Source organism: Rhodococcus sp. 27YEA15, assembly GCF_049739425.1.
In the GTDB taxonomy this organism is placed as follows: domain Bacteria; phylum Actinomycetota; class Actinomycetes; order Mycobacteriales; family Mycobacteriaceae; genus Rhodococcus_F.
In genome coordinates this window covers 1,587,205-1,603,717 of the sequence record NZ_JBMHHW010000001.1, presented here as the reverse complement: position 1 = coordinate 1,603,717, position 16,513 = coordinate 1,587,205, and the positions used below count along the sequence as shown (strand labels likewise).

At 62.5% G+C, this 16,513-nt stretch carries 16 protein-coding genes and 1 pseudogene; 3 read left to right on the top strand and 14 right to left on the bottom strand.

Annotation, left to right across the window (positions count from 1 at the left end; genetic code table 11):
* Window positions 1-90: 90 nt before the first annotated feature.
* Window positions 91-945 carry a 30S ribosomal protein S2 gene (rpsB, locus tag ABH922_RS07395; protein WP_424806293.1) on the bottom strand — a complete coding sequence of 285 codons (855 nt, stop codon included), beginning with the start codon at window positions 943-945 and terminating at the stop codon, window positions 91-93.
* Window positions 946-1,243: 298 nt separating this feature from the next.
* On the opposite strand from rpsB, the gene ABH922_RS07390 reads away from it, so the two are divergent.
* Entirely contained in the window at window positions 1,244-1,777 is a 534-nt protein-coding gene (locus ABH922_RS07390) for a M23 family metallopeptidase (protein ID WP_424806292.1), read from the top strand.
* A 38-nt stretch (window positions 1,778-1,815) separates the two neighbouring features.
* Here ABH922_RS07390 and ABH922_RS07385 read toward each other — a convergent pair whose 3' ends face one another.
* The 11 genes and pseudogenes from ABH922_RS07385 to ABH922_RS07335 form a co-directional block, all read right to left on the bottom strand.
* Window positions 1,816-2,925 carry an AAA family ATPase gene (locus ABH922_RS07385; RefSeq protein WP_424806291.1) on the bottom strand — a complete coding sequence of 370 codons (1,110 nt, stop codon included), beginning with the start codon at window positions 2,923-2,925 and terminating at the stop codon, window positions 1,816-1,818.
* Window positions 2,926-3,048: 123 nt separating this feature from the next.
* On the bottom strand, window positions 3,049-3,975 hold the full coding sequence (locus tag ABH922_RS07380; RefSeq protein WP_424806290.1) for a tyrosine recombinase XerC: 927 nt from the start codon (window positions 3,973-3,975) through the stop codon (window positions 3,049-3,051).
* A 55-nt stretch (window positions 3,976-4,030) separates the two neighbouring features.
* Window positions 4,031-4,801, bottom strand: coding sequence for a siderophore-interacting protein (locus ABH922_RS07375; protein WP_424806289.1), 771 nt, complete (start codon window positions 4,799-4,801; stop codon window positions 4,031-4,033).
* A gap of 274 nt (window positions 4,802-5,075) precedes the next feature.
* On the bottom strand, window positions 5,076-5,435 hold the full coding sequence (locus ABH922_RS07370; RefSeq protein ID WP_424806288.1) for a histone-like nucleoid-structuring protein Lsr2: 360 nt from the start codon (window positions 5,433-5,435) through the stop codon (window positions 5,076-5,078).
* A 442-nt stretch (window positions 5,436-5,877) separates the two neighbouring features.
* Window positions 5,878-7,005, bottom strand: a complete 1,128-nt coding sequence (gene dprA, locus ABH922_RS07365; protein WP_424806287.1) for a DNA-processing protein DprA — start codon at window positions 7,003-7,005, stop codon at window positions 5,878-5,880.
* Window positions 7,002-8,510: a YifB family Mg chelatase-like AAA ATPase gene (locus ABH922_RS07360; RefSeq protein ID WP_424806286.1), complete on the bottom strand. Its 1,509-nt coding sequence runs from the start codon at window positions 8,508-8,510 to the stop codon at window positions 7,002-7,004. The genes dprA and ABH922_RS07360 overlap by 4 nt, the downstream gene beginning before the upstream one ends.
* Window positions 8,510-8,854 carry a YraN family protein gene (locus ABH922_RS07355; protein ID WP_424809598.1) on the bottom strand — a complete coding sequence of 115 codons (345 nt, stop codon included), beginning with the start codon at window positions 8,852-8,854 and terminating at the stop codon, window positions 8,510-8,512. Before ABH922_RS07355 ends, ABH922_RS07360 begins: the two co-directional genes overlap by 1 nt.
* Before the next feature lie 220 nt (window positions 8,855-9,074).
* Window positions 9,075-9,398 (bottom strand): MFS transporter, encoded by a 324-nt coding sequence (locus ABH922_RS07350; protein ID WP_424806285.1) that lies wholly within the window; start codon window positions 9,396-9,398, stop codon window positions 9,075-9,077.
* A 167-nt stretch (window positions 9,399-9,565) separates the two neighbouring features.
* Complete coding sequence (locus ABH922_RS07345; protein WP_424806284.1) at window positions 9,566-9,967, bottom strand: VOC family protein; 402 nt, start codon at window positions 9,965-9,967, stop codon at window positions 9,566-9,568.
* Window positions 9,968-10,007: 40 nt separating this feature from the next.
* Window positions 10,008-10,157, bottom strand: coding sequence for a hypothetical protein (locus ABH922_RS07340; RefSeq protein WP_424809597.1), 150 nt, complete (start codon window positions 10,155-10,157; stop codon window positions 10,008-10,010).
* Between the two features lie 181 nt (window positions 10,158-10,338).
* Window positions 10,339-10,995: pseudogene (locus ABH922_RS07335) on the bottom strand (AsnC family transcriptional regulator); the annotation flags it as partial.
* Between the two features lie 82 nt (window positions 10,996-11,077).
* On the opposite strand from ABH922_RS07335, the gene ABH922_RS07330 reads away from it, so the two are divergent.
* Window positions 11,078-12,553, top strand: coding sequence for an MFS transporter (locus tag ABH922_RS07330; RefSeq protein WP_424806283.1), 1,476 nt, complete (start codon window positions 11,078-11,080; stop codon window positions 12,551-12,553).
* A 194-nt stretch (window positions 12,554-12,747) separates the two neighbouring features.
* The gene (locus tag ABH922_RS07325) at window positions 12,748-13,827 is read left to right on the top strand and encodes a transglycosylase domain-containing protein (protein ID WP_424806282.1); all 1,080 of its coding nucleotides are present in this window, start codon (window positions 12,748-12,750) and stop codon (window positions 13,825-13,827) included.
* A 40-nt stretch (window positions 13,828-13,867) separates the two neighbouring features.
* On the opposite strand, the gene xylB is transcribed toward ABH922_RS07325, so the two are convergent.
* Both xylB and ABH922_RS07315 read right to left on the bottom strand, forming a co-directional pair.
* Entirely contained in the window at window positions 13,868-15,358 is a 1,491-nt protein-coding gene (gene xylB / locus ABH922_RS07320; protein ID WP_424806281.1) for a xylulokinase, read from the bottom strand.
* A 145-nt stretch (window positions 15,359-15,503) separates the two neighbouring features.
* A complete protein-coding gene (locus tag ABH922_RS07315) occupies window positions 15,504-16,355 on the bottom strand; it encodes an SIS domain-containing protein (protein ID WP_424806280.1) in 852 nt (283 codons plus the stop codon).
* Window positions 16,356-16,513: the final 158 nt, after the last annotated feature.

Here is a 16,513-nt window from a genome sequence, read left to right as displayed (position 1 = left end):
CTGTTTCGGACCTTGGTCTAAGTATGGAGCGGGCCTGAAGGTGAAACGACCCTGACCAAAGGAACTCTGGTCAGGGCCGGTTTCAACGAATCAGGCCTCGGTGGCCGGTGCCTCTGCGGCGGGAGCAGCCTCAGCGTCGGCAGCCGGGGCTACCTCTTCTGCGGCCGGTGCTGCCTGCGAGAGCAATTCCTGCTCCCACTCGGCGAGGGGCTCTCCGGCGCCGGCTTCGGGCTTCGCGTCCTTGTCGGCGCTCAGTCCCGCACGAGCCTGTACACCCTCGGCGACCGCGGACGCGACAACCTTGGTGAGCAGTGCTGCGGAACGGATGGCGTCGTCGTTGCCCGGGATCGGGTAGTCGACGAGGTCAGGATCGCAGTTGGTGTCCAGGATCGCGATGACCGGGATCTTCAGCTTGCGCGCCTCGGCAACTGCCAGGTGCTCCTTGTTGGTGTCGACGATCCACACTGCGGAAGGAACCTTGGCCATGTCACGGATACCACCGAGGGTGCGATCCAGCTTGGTCATCTCACGCGTGAGCATGAGGATTTCCTTCTTGGTGCGGCCTTCGAATCCACCGGTCTGCTCCATTGCCTCGAGCTCCTTGAGGCGGATGAGACGCTTGTGGACGGTGGTGAAGTTGGTGAGCATGCCGCCGAGCCAACGCTGGTTGACGTAGGGCATTCCGACGCGGGTAGCTTCGGCGGCGATGGATTCCTGCGCCTGCTTCTTGGTGCCGACGAAGAGGACGGTGCCGCCGTGGGCAACGGTCTCCTTGACGAACTCGTACGCCTTGTCGATGTAGGTCAGCGTCTGCTGGAGGTCGATGATGTAGATGCCGTTGCGGTCGGTCAAGATGAATCGCTTCATCTTCGGGTTCCAGCGACGGGTCTGATGCCCGAAGTGGGTTCCACTGTCAAGCATCTGCTTCATGGTTACGACAGCCATGGCTGTGTACCTCAAACTTTCGAATTGCCGGTTGATGCAGGCGATCGGGTGATCCCTGCCCTGGCACCCGCACGGCCGTCGGACCTCATCCGAAGGAAGAGGACCAGCCGAGGCCGGAAAACGTGCGCGGGCGCGCGAAGTCGGTCTGTGCGAGCACAGACCGCCCGATCAGTGTACGCGGTCGGCGTCCGATGCCCTAAACGCCACCGCCGTACCCGATCTGTGCGCAAGTCGAAATCCTGTGCACAACCTGCCTGCCTGCAGGTTCGTGACGTGTCCCGAGGTCGACGATGAACTCATGAACGTTGCATCCACTACGGCCCGACACGTCGTCACCATTCTCGCGGTCATCGGCCCACTTCTCGTTTCGACGTTTCCGATCGCCGGGGCACACGCTCACGCCCGGACTCGGTTCGACTGGCCACTGTCCCCACGTCCGACGGTGCAGCGCGCCTTCGACAAACCGACCGCGAACTGGCTGCCCGGACACCGCGGTGTAGACCTGGCCGGCGTCGACTCCCAGTCCGTCGTCGCCGCCGGATCCGGGACGGTGGCATTCGCCGGGGTAGTTGCCGGCAAGCCCACCGTCTCGATCGATCACCCAGGCGGACTGCGAACAACCTACGAACCGGTGGACGCCACGGTTCGAATCGGTGACCGGGTGGAGTTGGGCGGCGCCATCGGAATACTCAGATCCGGACACGACGGCTGCACCGTGTCAGCCTGCCTCCATTGGGGCGCCAAACGTGACCGGGACTACCTCGATCCACTCGCGCTGGTACGCCTCGCACCGTTGCGACTCAAGCCAGTGGCGGACGGCAGCCGGCACTGAACCACGCCTTGCCCGTCGACCGTTCCGAGAACGGACAGTCAGTGCCACTCCGAGACGGCGTGCCGACCTACCGCGTCCGCGAAGTCGTCCGCGACCATGGCGGCGAGTTCCATGAACGCTCGCTTGGTCGCCGGCCGCAGCAACTCGAGGTCCATCACCGCACCTTCGGCGAGGTGTTCGTCGAAGGGAATCACCTCGACCGCACGGCACCGCCGAAGGAAGTAGTCGACCAACGCGTCCATGTCGATCACGCTCGAACCGGGGCGAGCGGCACTGATCACGACGACGGTGCGCTCCACGAGATGGCCGTATCCGTGCAGTTGCAGCCAGTCCAATGTTGCTGCCGCGCTGCGCGCACCGTCGATGGCAGGCGAGCTGACCAGCACAAGAGAATTGGCCAGATCGAGCACACCGTTCATGGCCGAGTGCATGATGCCGGTTCCGCAGTCGGTCAGGATGATGTTGTAGTACACCTGCAGAATGTCTATGACCTGGCGGTAGTCGTCTTCGCTGAAGGCCTCGGAAATGGCCGGGTCCTGTTCACTGGCCAATACCTCGAGACGGCTCGGCGATTGCGATGTGTGGGCCCGGACGTCGGAGTAACTGTTGATGTTCGGCTGTGCCGCAATCAGGTCACGCACCGTGGACCGCGTTTGCAGTGGCACCCGTTGCGCAAGTGTTCCGAAGTCGGGGTTGGCGTCCACCGCCACCACACAATCACCTCGCAGTGACGCGAACGTGGAACCCAGACCGACGGTCACCGTGGTCTTGCCCACCCCGCCTTTGAGTGAGAGCAACGCGATTCTGTAGTCGTTGCGGATCGGCTGCTCGATCCGCGCGATCAGGGCTCGATCTCGCTGGTCGTTGACAGACTCACCGAAGTTCACAACCCCCCCGGTGGCCCGATGCAACCCCTTCCGCCACCCGCCACGTGGAGTCCGTTTTGACCGTTTCAGCAAGGCTTCGGCAACTAGATCCTGATTACTGACCTGCTGCAGGTTCGACGGCGGGGTAGGCGGAGCCGTCCACATCTCACGCTGCCGTGGCTGCGCCTCTCGCGCTAGAGCGTCACCAACCGGTTGAGCAGCTTCGGGAAGCCATGCCGATTGTTCGGCGTGCGGCGAGTGCGTCAGATCTTGGCGGTTCACGGTTCCCCCGGAAATTGCATGTCATCGAGTGCCCAGTCCAGACCGTCGAACCTTGGCTGCTGTCCACCCTCCCTACTGGCGACGCTACCAAACACACGCGCAGAACTCGCGCTTCCACGCAATCTAGGCCCGTGGGTGGGCCTGATCGTGCACCGATCTCAAGCGCTCGACCGAGACGTGCGTGTAAAGCTGGGTCGTGGCCATGCTCGCGTGACCGAGGAATTCTTGCACCACACGAAGGTCCGCACCGCCTTCGAGCAAATGTGTCGCAGCCGAATGCCGTAACCCGTGTGGCCCGATGTCCGGGGCGCCCTCGATCGCCGTCACCGTCTCGTGAACCACCGAGCGCGCCTGCCGCTGATTCAGGCGCCCACCCCGCTTCCCCAGTAGAAGCGCCGTCCCCGATCTAGCAGAGACGAGCGCGGGCCGGCCGATCTCCAGCCAGGCCTCCAACGCGGAGCGAGCGGGCGGTCCGTACGGAACCGCCCGCTCCTTGTCGCCTTTTCCGATTACCCGGACGAGTTGGCGGTCGCTGTCGACGGAATCGAGATCGAGTCCGCAGAGTTCTCCCACTCGAACACCCGTCGAATACAGCAACTCGACTATCAACCGGTCTCGCAGCGCTACCGGATCTTGTTCTCTGGCACCGACATCCGCGGCATTCATCACGTCAACCGCCTGGTCTTCGCGCAGCACGGCCGGAAGCGATCTACGCGCAGGTGGCGCGGCCAGACGCAGGCCGGGATCCACCTCGACGCGGCCACTGCGAACCAGCCACGCTGTGAAACCCCGGGCCGACGACGCCCGCCGCGCCATAGTGGTGCGTGCCGCGCCACTGGTGGATTGCGCAGCCAACCACGACCGCATCGCTACCAGATCGAGATCCTCGACAGTCGCCATATCCGACTGCGCCGCAACGTGAGCCAGTAGCGAAGCCGCATCGGAGACATACGCTCGGATCGTGTGTTCGGATCTGGATCTGGCGAGTCGAAGATGCTCGGCGTAGACGTCGAGGAGAATCGCGAATTCAACCGGCAGGGAGTCCGTCATGGTCACACGGTCCTCGGTCCGTGATGCAATCGCAAGCCCGACTCACGGCACGTCGTCAGCTTTCGGTCGCTGCGAGTTCCGACTTCCACACGCGGAATCCCTCTTCGGTACGACCCCGACGCCAGTATCCCGAGATCGATGCCGACGATGCCGGAACGCTGCGTTCCTTCCGTATGTAGGGGCGCAGGTTGTGCATGACGGCCTGGGCCTCGCCGTGGACGAACACGTCCGGATTACCCGGTAGCCAGTCCAGAGCCTTCACTGCCGCGATGAGCGGAGCATTGTCTCCGGCAGCTTCGTCTCCGACGATATCCGCCGATGCCCCTCGGTGAATCCACGACACAGCGATGCCTGCGGGCGCGTCGATGGCGATTTCGTCTTCTTCTCCGCCGACCTCGATCACCACGTAACCGACGGCATCACCCGACAGCTTTTGCACCGACGCCGAAATCGCCGGCACCGCCGTTTCGTCGCCGACGAACAAATACCAATCAGCACTCTCTGCAGGTGCGTATGCACCACCCGGTCCGCGTAGCGTGATGGACGTACCAGGCTTCACACTCGCGGCCCACGGACCTGCGACACCGACATCACCGTGGACGACGAAGTCGATTGCTATTTCACGTGCGGCAGGATCGTACGATCTAATCGTGTAAGTCCGAAGTACTGCTTGGTCGGTAGTCCCGAATTCCAGCTTCACGTACGAGTCACTGAATTGACTCGGCGAAAAGTCGTCGAACCCCGGGCCACCCAGGATCACGCGCACCATGTGCGGCGTCAATTGCTCTGTGCGCAGCACGGTCAATGTCGTTGTCGGCTTGGCCACAGCCACATCCTCTCGAAAATTAGTGTTACCTAACCAACTTACATGACACCAATTGGGCATGGGTGAAACACGTGCACCGACTAAACCAAATCGGACAATCGTTCAAATCGAAAACCGACCATTCGGCCAAGAATTTTCGGAAACAACAGCAATCGCGGTAAAGGACGAGAAGACATGAAATCGACGCTCCGGTTTCGGCTCTCCACTCGTCCCGCGAAACGCAGTGCAGGCACCCGACGAAGCTCGTCGGGTGCCTGCAAGAGTCGAAATCGAACTAGTGTGCAGCGTCGAAAGCGTCGATGATTTCCGCTTTGATCCGGCCACGCGGAGCTACTTCGTAGCCGTTCTTTCCGGCCCAATCACGAATCGCTTGGAGCGTCTCCTTGGAACGGCCCGATCCCGACGTTGCCACCGGAACAGCTACCTGAGTTTTCTTGCCACGGCGCGTTCCCACCTTTGCCGCAGCTTCCACGAAAGGCTTCACTGCCGCATCGAACTTCTCGGCATTGGTTGCGCGTAGATCGATGACGTAATCCGTGCCCTGGTAGGCGAACTCGATCCGATCACCGAATCCGTCATCGATCGGCTTGCCATCGAGGTCGTCGATAAGCTGCCGGATCAGCTTCTCAGCCATTGCGCTCCTCTTTCAAAGATTGATTCAATTCTCCATCACAGTACACATAAAATCACCGGCATAACAAAACTTATTGTTCGCGATCCTATGAAGGTTCCTTCGACCCCACGTATGCCCGTCGGAGATAGCGATCCTTTGGGTGATTACCTTCACTTCCCGGTCGGACCGGCTCTCCCATTCGAAGGTGGTCGATAGTCACCGCCCGTGATCGCACCCATCCGACGCTCTGCGGAATACGTGCACATCTACTATTCTCAGCAATTACTCAGATTCGGCCTGCAGGTCACGGACAGGGCACGAATACAAGTGACAATTCGATCTGCGACACACGCTCATCCGACGTGACGACTTCGACAGACGTGAGATTCACTACTGGAAATTACGTACTAAACGGTATGCTAATCCTGTCGGCGGCGTCGAAAGTGCGATGATATTCGATTCGCTATTTGATTCGAAACCATCCCGTTGTGTCCGAACCGGCGAAACCTTCCAACTCCAGAAGCGGCAATGTCGCCCGAACATGGTTGATCAACAATCCTGATTCCTCTGCGAGCTGATTAACACTGCGCGAACCTGAACCGGGAAGCGCTTCATACACCAATCGAGAATTGCCGCTAAGCGAATCCAGTGCGCGCACTGCCGCCTCGTCTTCCGAGCAGTCACCGACTCCGACCGGCCCTGCCACATCCACGACGTCACTGGCGTTGGCAACCAGAAGCGCCTCACCTTCGCGGATCATACGATGGCATCCTGCTGACGAGGCCGATGTCACAGGTCCGGGCACAGCCATCACGGGACGACCCAATCTCCTTCCCCAGGTCGCCGTGTTACGAGCTCCACTGCGCCAGCCTGCCTCGACCACTACTATTCCGTCGGACATCGCGGCCACCAGCCGGTTTCGGGCAAGGAACCGAAATTTGGCCGGCGTTGTTCCCGGCGGGTACTCACTGACGACACCGCCACTCCTGGCGATCTGCTGGAGCAATCGTGCATGCCCTGACGGGTATGCGCGGTCGACGCCGCACGCGAGCACCGCCACTGTCACACCGCCGACCCCCAGAGTTGCACGATGCGCGGCGCCGTCGATACCGAATGCGGCGCCGGAGATCACCGTCCATCCATCGGCGGCGAGGTCGCCCGCTATCTCCGCGGTGACATGGTCGCCATACGACGTGGACGCACGCGTACCCACTATCGCAATCGAGCGTTCCGTGACGTCGGCCAGTTTCTCCGAGCCCACCACCCAGAGCGCGCAGGGTGAGTTGTCCTCGGCCGCACGCCCGAGGCCGTCGAAGGCGAGCATCCGCCATGCCGGCCACTCGGGACTCTGCGGTGTCACGAGTCGTCCGCCCATGGCTTCCATCAGATCGAGATCGCGACGAGCAGTGTCGAGATGCGCTCTGGCCTGTGTCTTCTCGCGGAACTCCAGGGGAAGATCTCCGGTGCGCACGCATCTGGCTGCTTCTTGTACACCGAGTTGCTCGACCAGGGTGCCGAGATAGGTACTCGGCCCCTGCACGACTCGGGACAGATACGCCCAGGCCAGGGTATCGGGATCGTATATCGTCACTGAAATCCCCTGTCCCGGAAGTCGAGTGCCATGACCACTTCATCCGATCCCGGCATCGCCGCACCTGCCAAGTCCGCCACGCTCCAGGCCACCCGCAACGCCCGATCCGCGCCGCGTGCGGTGATCACGCCTTTGCGAAGGGCACGCTCGACCGGCGCAAGAGCGGTACGGGTAAGGCGGAATTTCTGACGCAAGGCAGGACCGGGGACTTCCGCGTTTGTCCGCCACCCGTACTCACTCCATCGCTGCGCGGCACCCTCTCGCGCGGCCTGCACTCGGGCACGAACGTCCGCCGTACTCTCCCCTACCTCGTCGATCAGCGCACCGGTGGCCACTGCCTGCATCCGCACACGGATGTCGACTCGATCGAGAAGTGGCCCCGACAATTTGCCCAGATACCGCCGACGGGCTGCGGGCGCACACACGCAGTCCGCATCTCGCGACGGAGCACACGGGCACGGATTGGCGGCGAGTATCAATTGAAACCTCGCCGGATAACGCGCGACACCGTCGCGTCGAGCGATACGCACTTCACCGTCTTCGAGCGGCGTCCGAAGGGCTTCAAGAACTTTCACCCCTATTTCGGCACACTCGTCGAGGAACAAGATGCCGCGGTGGGCGCGACTGACAGCACCGGGCTTCGCCATTCCACTGCCCCCGCCCACCAGTGCACTGACGGACGAACTGTGATGAGGCGCGATGAACGGCGGTAGATCGATCAACGGGCGGTCCTCCGGTAGCGTCCCCGCCACAGAATGAATCGCAGTTACTTCCAGCGATTCCTGTTCCGTCAACGCCGGCAAGATCCCCGGCAGTCGCTGGGCCAGCATGGTCTTGCCTATTCCGGGAGGCCCGGTCAACATCACGTGATGTGCGCCCGCCGCCGCGACCTCGAGCGCCCATCGAGCGTCTGCCTGGCCCACGACCTCGCTGAGATCGCTCGCGCTCGACACCTCGCCCTGCTCGAACGGTTCCGGCACCGGCAGATATCGCTCACCCCGAAGCCAGCCCACCACCTCGGCCAGGTCGCGAGCTCCGAGAATCTCTATACCGCTGACCAATCCCGCCTCCGCCATAGCTCGGTGCGGAACCACGACGGTTCCCCAACCGGCGGACTTCGCCGCCAACACAGCGGGCAGAATTCCTCGAACCACTCGTAGCCGACCGTCCAGGGCGAGTTCGCCGAGAAACACCGACTCACGTAATTGTCTGCGAGGCAGCTTTTTTGCCGCATCAAGTACGGCCAAGGACAACGCGAGGTCGTAGACGCTGCCTACTTTGGGCAACGTCGCCGGAGAGAGCGCCAAGATCACCTTGCTGTCCGGCCATTCCTCGCCCGAATTGGTGACCGCCGCCCGAATTCGATCACGCGATTCCTGCAATGCGGCATCCGGAAGGCCGACAAGGTGGACCGCCGGAAGTCCACGGCCGATGTCTGCCTCGATCTCCACGATCTGGCCGTCCACGCCACTGACCGCTACCGAATGCGCCCGCCCCAACGCCATCAGAAGGCCTCCACGAAATGTTCGATCACGGGTTCGCCGTCACGCGGGATCATCACCGCAACGACGTCGAACCGCACCTTCGACCAGGCGCGGCCCGATTCTGCCAGCCATTGCAACGCCAACATCCGGATACGACGGCGTTTTGAACACGTCACCGACTCTGCCGGCGTTCCGTACCACAGTCCCGATCGAGTCTTGACTTCCACGAACACGATTCGGTCGTCGACGGTGGCGACTATATCCAACTCGCCGAATCTGCATCGCCAATTGCGTTCCACGACGCTGAATCCGGCGTCGATCAAGAACACTGCGGCAAGATCTTCTCCGCGTGCACCCAGATCCATATTCACGTTCACAGCACTCTCCCGCCCCACCGTGCATCCACTCGCCCGAACTGCCTCGCTGTACCGACATTGGCGCAGCCGGTGCCGTCCGGCAGGGCGAAAAATTACTCTGTGAGTGACTGGAGAGCCTGTGGACAACCTCGACGCGACGAACTGGACGGCATGACGGGGCGAGAAGATCTCCGTCGAGATCCGATCGCCCCGCGTCGCTCCGAGTGAATCAAGACCTTGTCGGCAGATAGCCTGTCAGAGTCAGCAGTACGCTTCGGCGGTCGATCAGCCAGAACATGGGAAATGCAACCACAACGGTGAGGACGATTCCCGTCGTGAACACCGCTTTACGTCCGTATCGATCGGACAGCGAACCCGCTACCGGAAGCCCGAAGAACGCCACCGCCGAGCATGCCACGGCTACCAGGAGCATCGTGTCACGAGAGAGTCCGATGTGGTTGGTGCCGTAGGTGATACTGAACGTGAACAGTGCGTAGAAGATCGCGCCGGCGTTGGCGAAGCACAGGGCAACTGGGCCTGTCGGCACGAACACCCACCGACTCTCTCGAGAGGATCAGAACTCGACACTGACCGGGACGCTGGTCAACCGAGTGCCGCGACCGACGCCGGATGGACGACGACGTCGGTCGCGGCGGCGATCCCACTCGGCGTGGATCGGCACGTGCTGCGGACCTGTCCACCGGTGTACCGTCACCGTTGTCAGTCGAGACAGAACTCGTTGCCCTCGATGTCCTGCATCACGATGCAGGATTCGTTGTTGCCGTCGGCGATCATGACCCGCACGCACATCGCGCCGAGCAAAGCCAGACGGTCGCACTCGGCTCGGAGAGCAACCAGGCGCTCGGCACCCACCAGTCCGGTGCCCACCCGAACATCCAGGTGAACACGATTTTTGACTACTTTCCCTTCGGGTACTCGTTGGAAGAGCAGTCGCGGACCCGCACCGGTGGGATCGGTACACGCACACCACACCCGATCGCAGTCAGCAGCCGCCCCCGACTGCGGCGGTACCACGTAACCCAACACCTCGCACCAGAAATGAGCGAGTTGTTCGGGGTCTGCGCAGTCGAACGTGACTTGAAACTGTTTGACGGTCGCCATCGATCCACCGTAACGAGCTCGCTCGCTCACCGATACCGAATTATGTCGTTGCCACATCGGACTGGCCGTACTTGTACTGTCTGATGATCGTCACGATTTCGACGTCGTCGAGACCTTCGATCTCCCCGAGTTCCGTGGTGCAGAAACCGTAGAACTCTTCCATGTTCCGAAAGTGGGCACTGGCAAACATATTCGAGCTTCCCGTGGTGAAGCTGACGTAGCTCACCTGAGGGCACACCACCCAAAGCGGTTCCGGCCGATTCGACCAGTCGAGGTGGGACACGAGCGAATACGGAGGCAGAAATCCTGAAGCCGAAGCGCCGAGCCGAACATTCCAGCGAGAACTGCAATGCCTGCGCCGCAACCAGATCGTCCAGGCGTGAACCGATCCGCGATCGGGACAGTCCGGTGACGTCCGCCAGTTCGACGTAGCTTGCTCGCGGGTCTGCTGCCAAAGCATCGAGAATTGCCCTGTCCACGCTGTCGATGTGATCGCGCCGGGCACTCGAACGTCGCGCCCGCCCAGGTCGGCGAACGACGGAATGCAGGAACGAGGACTGCCGTTCGTCGAACAGCGCGCCGAAGTCCGGCCAGGCTCGGGCCAAGGGGAATCCGCGAATCACGTGGAGTGCCGATACCGAACTCACCAGCGACGTCCTGGGGAGTCGTTCGGTGAGCACCGCTTCCCAGTCTGCTTCTGCCCTGGCATCGAACAGACAGATGATTTCTTCGACGGAGACGAACACCCAACTGATGTCCCGATGGCGCGCCAACTCTTTGGCAAGCGTCGCACTACTTCCCGACTTCGGCGAGATTCGCAGGATCCATTGGTCGAGATTGCCCGCGACGTACGGATCGAGTACGGCAGTGGGTTTGACCGAGCCGTCCTTGACCAGCCTTCCGTATCGTCGACCGACGGTTTGTTCCGACACCTCGAGGACGCCGGCGACGTCCACGAACGGAAGTCGACCGTCGAGGGTGAGGATATGAGCGATCTGACGATCCAGGTCGTCGATCTTGGAGATCATGAACAGAATCTTCCACCAGATTGGCGGATATGTCGATTTCGCCTTCCGTGAATGAAGGATTGTGAACTACCGGCGGTCATCATTGACTGCCGGCGCGATGATCATCGCCCGGATCGGAAATTCGAGGAAGAGTAGTTCGTTGCGTAAATGGATTCCCCTGCTTGCCATTTCACTGGGCACATTCATGCTGTTGATCGACGTCACGATCGTCGTCGTCGCACTGGCAGACATACAACAAGATCTGGGATCGAATTTTTCCCAATTGCAGTGGATCGTCGAGGTCTACGCGCTCGTGTTGGCCGCGCTCATCGTGGCGACGGGAAGCATCGCCGATCGAGTCGGGCACCGGAATGTGTACATCGCGGGAACAGCGCTCTTCGCCGCCTCGTCACTGGCGTGTGGACTCTCCCCGAACACGTGGATGCTCATTGCATCGCGTGGAATCCAGGGACTGGCTGCGGCCGCGATGTTCGCCACGACTGTCAGTCTGCTCCAAGCCACCTACACCGGCCGTGACCGCGGTCCCGCCTTTGCCGTGTGGGGTGCAGTCAGTGGCGCGTCCGCCGGCCTCGGTGTGGTGCTCGGCGGCGTGCTCACACAAATGGTCGGCTGGCGCTGGATCTTCTTCGTCAACCTTCCGGTCTCACTCGTGGCCATCGCGCTCAGCGCCGTCGCGTTCACGAACGTCAAGTTCGGCAGGAGTCGGATCGACGTGCTGGGCGTCGTCACCCTGAGTGTGGCTGCGGGTGCAGTGACTTTCGGAATCATCAACGGTGGCGAGCACGGCTGGACTACACCGACCACCGTCGCGGCATTCGCCACCTCGATTGCCGGACTCGTTGCGTTCCTCCTGACCGAGAGTCGTGTGCAGGCACCGATGATTCCGCTGCGGTTGTTCAAGGTGCGGATGTTCACCGGCAGCCTCGTCGGCGCCGCCGGTCAGAGCTTCGCGGCATTCGGCATCTCACCCCTGGTCTCGCTGTGGGCGCAAGATCTGTTGGAGCTGAGTCCGGTTCAGACCGGTCTCGTCATGCTTCCACTGTCCGCTGTCGCCTTCGTCGTCTCGGCATCCATGGGTCGCCTGCTCGATCGGCTGCCGCCTGCGCTGACGATCGGCGGCAGCTTGACCCTGATCGGAGTCGGCACTCTCTCGCTCCTGCTGATCGGACCGGACAGCACGTGGACCGCATCTCTGCCCGGCATGATCCTGATCGGTATCGGCGTCGGCGTCGGTACACCGCCGCTGATGGCCACGGCCCTCACCACGGTGGAACCGCACTACCTCGGTGTCGCGGCCGGTGTGGTCAACATGAGTCGCCAACTCGGGTACGCGTTGGGAATCGCGATCTTCGGATCGGTTTTCGCCGGGGCCGCAGGCAGTTCCCGTCCCGGCGACTCCGTCGACTACGTCAACGGATTGAACGCGGCCTGGATCGTCGCCGGAACCGGTGGCATTGTTCTCGGCCTCGTCACGATCGCCGTCCTGCGCGTAAATCGCGGCAGCCGGCCGACCGGCGACCCGGCGACATCCGAACCGGTACCCGCCGTGCACGTGTGAGAGGGTCATCACATCGGTGCGCGTGAACCGTGGTGCGGCGCCGGCAAAGTACCTGGTGCCGCACTGCGAGTGTGGCGACCGCCCGCGACGACGGTCGAGATGTCCGATACCTCGGCTAAAATCCGGTGATACGTCGCAGCGCAGGGCTGGACCGCGAGTAGTCCCAGCTACTCGCTCGCGGAAGGCCTTCGAACGTGACCAGGAACGACGCCCCCAAACCGGATTCCGGCGGTCCGGGATACCCGGCTTTTCCTCGGCCGACGTGGGAAGGTCGTTCCCGGCCGGCCGATCAGACGGCGGCACCGCCGTACACCCCAGACCTCGACGACCGCACTCCCGCACCACCTCCGAAACCGGTTCCACGGAAACCTCGCCCGCACAAGCCGCGTCCGAAGCACGACGAGCCACGACGCGAGGAGTCGACTCGGCAAGGCCCGTCGTTCCTACGCCGCTGGGCCAAGCGTGCAGCGCTGGCGTTGGTCGCGGTCCTCGCCACCGTCGAACTGATCGCGATCCTGCTCGTCTTCGTCACACCGCCACGGACGATGTTCATGGCCACCGATTCGGCCCCCGGCCCGATCGTGCAGCAAAACGTGTCGATCGACCACATCAGCAGATACATGATCTCCTCGGCGATCGTGCACGAGGACGGCCAACTTGGAACGCGGAGTGCACCTTTCGACTACGGCGAGTTCATGGATCGGATCGAGGCAAGACTGCGTGGCAACAAGGATCCGGCCGGCTCTTCGATTCCGCAACAGGTCACCAAGAACATCTTCTTCAACCGCTCCCAGAACTCGGTGAAGAAGGGTGTCGAAGCGCTGTTCTCGATTCCGTTCGGTTACACGATCTCCGACAAACGAATGATGGAAATCTATCTGAACATCGCCCAATTCGGTCCGAATCTGTACGGCGTGTGCGCGGCATCGTGGTACTACTTCGGGGTTCCGCCGTGGAACATCAACGAGTACCAGGCCGCGCAATTGGCCGGGACGCTGCCCTTGGGGGAAGAGGTGCGCCGTGCGCCCGGTGGCGGGATCGACCTGAGTGAGAACGCCTTCTGGCTGGTTCCGATCTCGGTCAATCGTGCCGCCGAGTGGTTCGTCCCGGAAATCACTCGCGAGATGGGCGGTTGGGAAGGCGTCGTCGCCACGATCGACATCCACGAACCGGCATCGGCGTTCGCAGACAGGCAGGGCGAGCGGAACGCGTGCTCGACCATGCCGCAGGGTGTGGCGGATCGACTTGCAGCAGAAGGGAATCCTCAGAGCTGAGTGACGCCGGTACGGTGCATCCGTACCGGCGCCGGATACCTCAGGCGTTCGGCGTGAACCACGACTCCAGGCGACGGTAGGCGTCCAGGAAACGCGGATGTGCGGTGGTGTAGCGGGCATGAGCGTCGGTGTCCGGAGTGAGGTCCGCGGTGTACGTCGAGAGGGTCGAGGCGATGTCGAGGTTGTCGAACATTCCGACACCGACGCCACCGACGATGGCAGCACCGAGCGCGGTCGCCTCGTCCACGAGTGCGCGGCGACGCACGGGCACTCCCCACACGTCGGAGAGAATCTGCAGCAGTGGAATGGAATTGGCGGCGCCGCCGATGACGTCGACGCGATCGGTGTTCGCGCCGTTCTCGCGGAATGCCTGCAGGCAGGTGTGCAGATTGAAGGCGACACCCTCGACGACGGCGCGTGTGAGATGTTCCTGCCCGTGGTGACGTGCCAGACCCACGAACGTCGCACGCACGTTCGGATCCCAGTACGGGGAACGCTCACCGAGCAGATGTGGGAGGAAGAACAGACCCTCGTCGGCGGCGTCGACTTCGGCGGCGCCGCCGAGGAGCCGCTCGAACCGTCCTTGTTCGTCGGGGGCGAGAACGTCGGCGATCCACTGCAACGACGCGCCACCGGCCTGCATGGTGGCGGTAGGCACGAAGCGTCCGGGGATGACGTGGTTGAACGTCATGGTGCGCATGAGCGGATCGTGCAGCGGGCGATCGGAACTCAGCGACACCCACGAGGAGGAGCCGAGGTAGGCGTATGGTCCGCTGGCCTCGTCGACGATGCCTGCGCCGAGTGCGGCCATCGGGCCGTCGCCGCCGCCGACGACCACCGGGGTACCGGCGAGGAGTCCGCAGGCGGCGGCAGCTTCGGCACCGATGGTTCCGGCGACACTGGTCGATTCGGCAATGGCCGGGAACAGATCGGTGGACAGGCCGGTGGCGGCAATGATGTCCTCGGACCAACGGTGCGCGCCCTGGTCGAACGCGTTGGTGCTGCTCGCATCCGACGGATCGGTGAGGATCTCACCGGTGAGTCGGAAGATCATGTAGTCCTTTGCCAGCACCAGGTGGCGGGCGCGGGCGAATACCTCGGGCTCGTTGTCTCGTACCCACATGACCTTGCTGACGGAGTATGTCGGGTTGAGGCGGTGGCCGGTGATCCGGTACGCCTCTTCGAGTCCGATGCGCTCGGTGAGCTGAGCCGTCTGCGCACCGGAGCGGGTGTCGGCCCAGATGATGGCCGGCCGCACCGGAACTCCGGCAGCGTCGAGGAGCACTGCGCCCATCATCTGACCGGAGAAGCTGACTCCGGCGATCTCGGATGCCGCGACACCCGAATCCTCGAGCAGTGTGCGGGTCGCGGAGCACAGCGCCTGCCACCAGTCCTCGGGATTCTGCTCGGCTTTGCCGCCGGAGGAGAAATCGGTGTCGTAATGCACGGTGACAGCGGCGACGATGGTGCCGGTGCTGTCGACCAAGGTTGCCTTGTTGCCGGTTGTACCCAGGTCGTGAGCGATGATCATCGGTAAAGTCCTCAGCTTGCGTGTCGGTCTCGGAAGTGCGGCGAATCGGCCTTGCGACGGCGGCCCGGCTCCGGGTCAACGTGGTGATCGAACGGCCAGATTAACATTAGGTAATCCTGTAAGTACAGGTTTCGTCGCCCTCCGGTCATCCGCCCCGGAACTCGGCGAGAGACTCCTTCATCTGGCGAAGTCGATCGAGATGCCGGGGGCCGCGCCCCAGCGCGATGCTCGTCACCAGCACGTCGATCAGCACCAGACCGGCGAGTCGACTGATCGTCGGCGTGTGGATGTCGGTGTCCTCGGGGGTGTCGAGCACTATCGCGACGTCGGCGAGCGCGGCGAGCGGACTCGGCCCGCCGACTATCGCCACCACCTTGGCGCGGTTCTTCCGAGCTTGCCGCGCCACCGTCAGGATCGACGAGGTTCTACCGGTATGCGAGATCGCGACGAAGACCGTCGACTCCGTGGCCATACTGGCCGCCATGAACTGCTGATGCGTGTCCGGCGGTGCACTACAGGGCATTCCGAGCAACGCCGCCTTCTGCGCCGCGTCCTGAGCCAGAATTCCCGAGGCACCCAGACCGACGAAGACGGTTTCTGCCGACGACGACATGATCGCGACTGCGCTGTTCACCGCGTCGACGTCCAGATTTCTCCGGGTTCGATCGAGCGCTGTCAGTGTGTGATCGAAGATCTTCGTGATCAGTGCCCGCCCGTCGTCACCACTCTCGATTGCCGAGTACGTGACCGGACGCCCGATGGCCAGCGCGCGGGTGAGCGCGAGTTTGAACGCCTGAAATCCGGCGTATCCCATACCTGTGCAGAGACGCATGACCGTCGGCTCGCTGACGCCCGATTCCGATGCCAACGCAGCCATCGACATCCCCGAGGCCCGCTCGGGATTGTCGAGCACCACCTGGGCCACCCGACGCTCCGACGGCCTGCTGGTGCGCGTCGCCTCGGTCAGCAACTGGAGAACGTGGTCACTCGCGGTCACGGCGAATACCTTTCTTCGATCCGAACCGATATGTAGCATTACTACATCACAAGCAGCGGGATACGACAAAGAGCGCGCCGAGATACCTGTTCGGATCACATTCATCCGGTAGATCCGGCTACATGCATAACCGTTGATGTAGTCTCGCTACCTGTCGT

What these genes read in the sequence shown, in the direction of transcription:
- ABH922_RS07370 (WP_424806288.1), bottom strand. Translation starts at nt 5,435, where the DNA reads ATGGCTGAGAAGCTGATCCGGCAGCTTATCGACGACCTCGATGGCAAG.
- ABH922_RS07380 (WP_424806290.1), bottom strand. Translation starts at nt 3,975, where the DNA reads ATGACGGACTCCCTGCCGGTTGAATTCGCGATTCTCCTCGACGTCTAC.
- ABH922_RS07390 (WP_424806292.1), top strand. Translation starts at nt 1,244, where the DNA reads ATGAACGTTGCATCCACTACGGCCCGACACGTCGTCACCATTCTCGCG.
- rpsB (WP_424806293.1), bottom strand. Translation starts at nt 945, where the DNA reads ATGGCTGTCGTAACCATGAAGCAGATGCTTGACAGTGGAACCCACTTC.
- xylB (WP_424806281.1), bottom strand. Translation starts at nt 15,358, where the DNA reads ATGATCATCGCTCACGACCTGGGTACAACCGGCAACAAGGCAACCTTG.
- ABH922_RS07340 (WP_424809597.1), bottom strand. Translation starts at nt 10,157, where the DNA reads ATGTTTGCCAGTGCCCACTTTCGGAACATGGAAGAGTTCTACGGTTTC.
- ABH922_RS07360 (WP_424806286.1), bottom strand. Translation starts at nt 8,510, where the DNA reads ATGGCGTTGGGGCGGGCGCATTCGGTAGCGGTCAGTGGCGTGGACGGC.
- ABH922_RS07355 (WP_424809598.1), bottom strand. Translation starts at nt 8,854, where the DNA reads ATGGATCTGGGTGCACGCGGAGAAGATCTTGCCGCAGTGTTCTTGATC.
- ABH922_RS07345 (WP_424806284.1), bottom strand. Translation starts at nt 9,967, where the DNA reads ATGGCGACCGTCAAACAGTTTCAAGTCACGTTCGACTGCGCAGACCCC.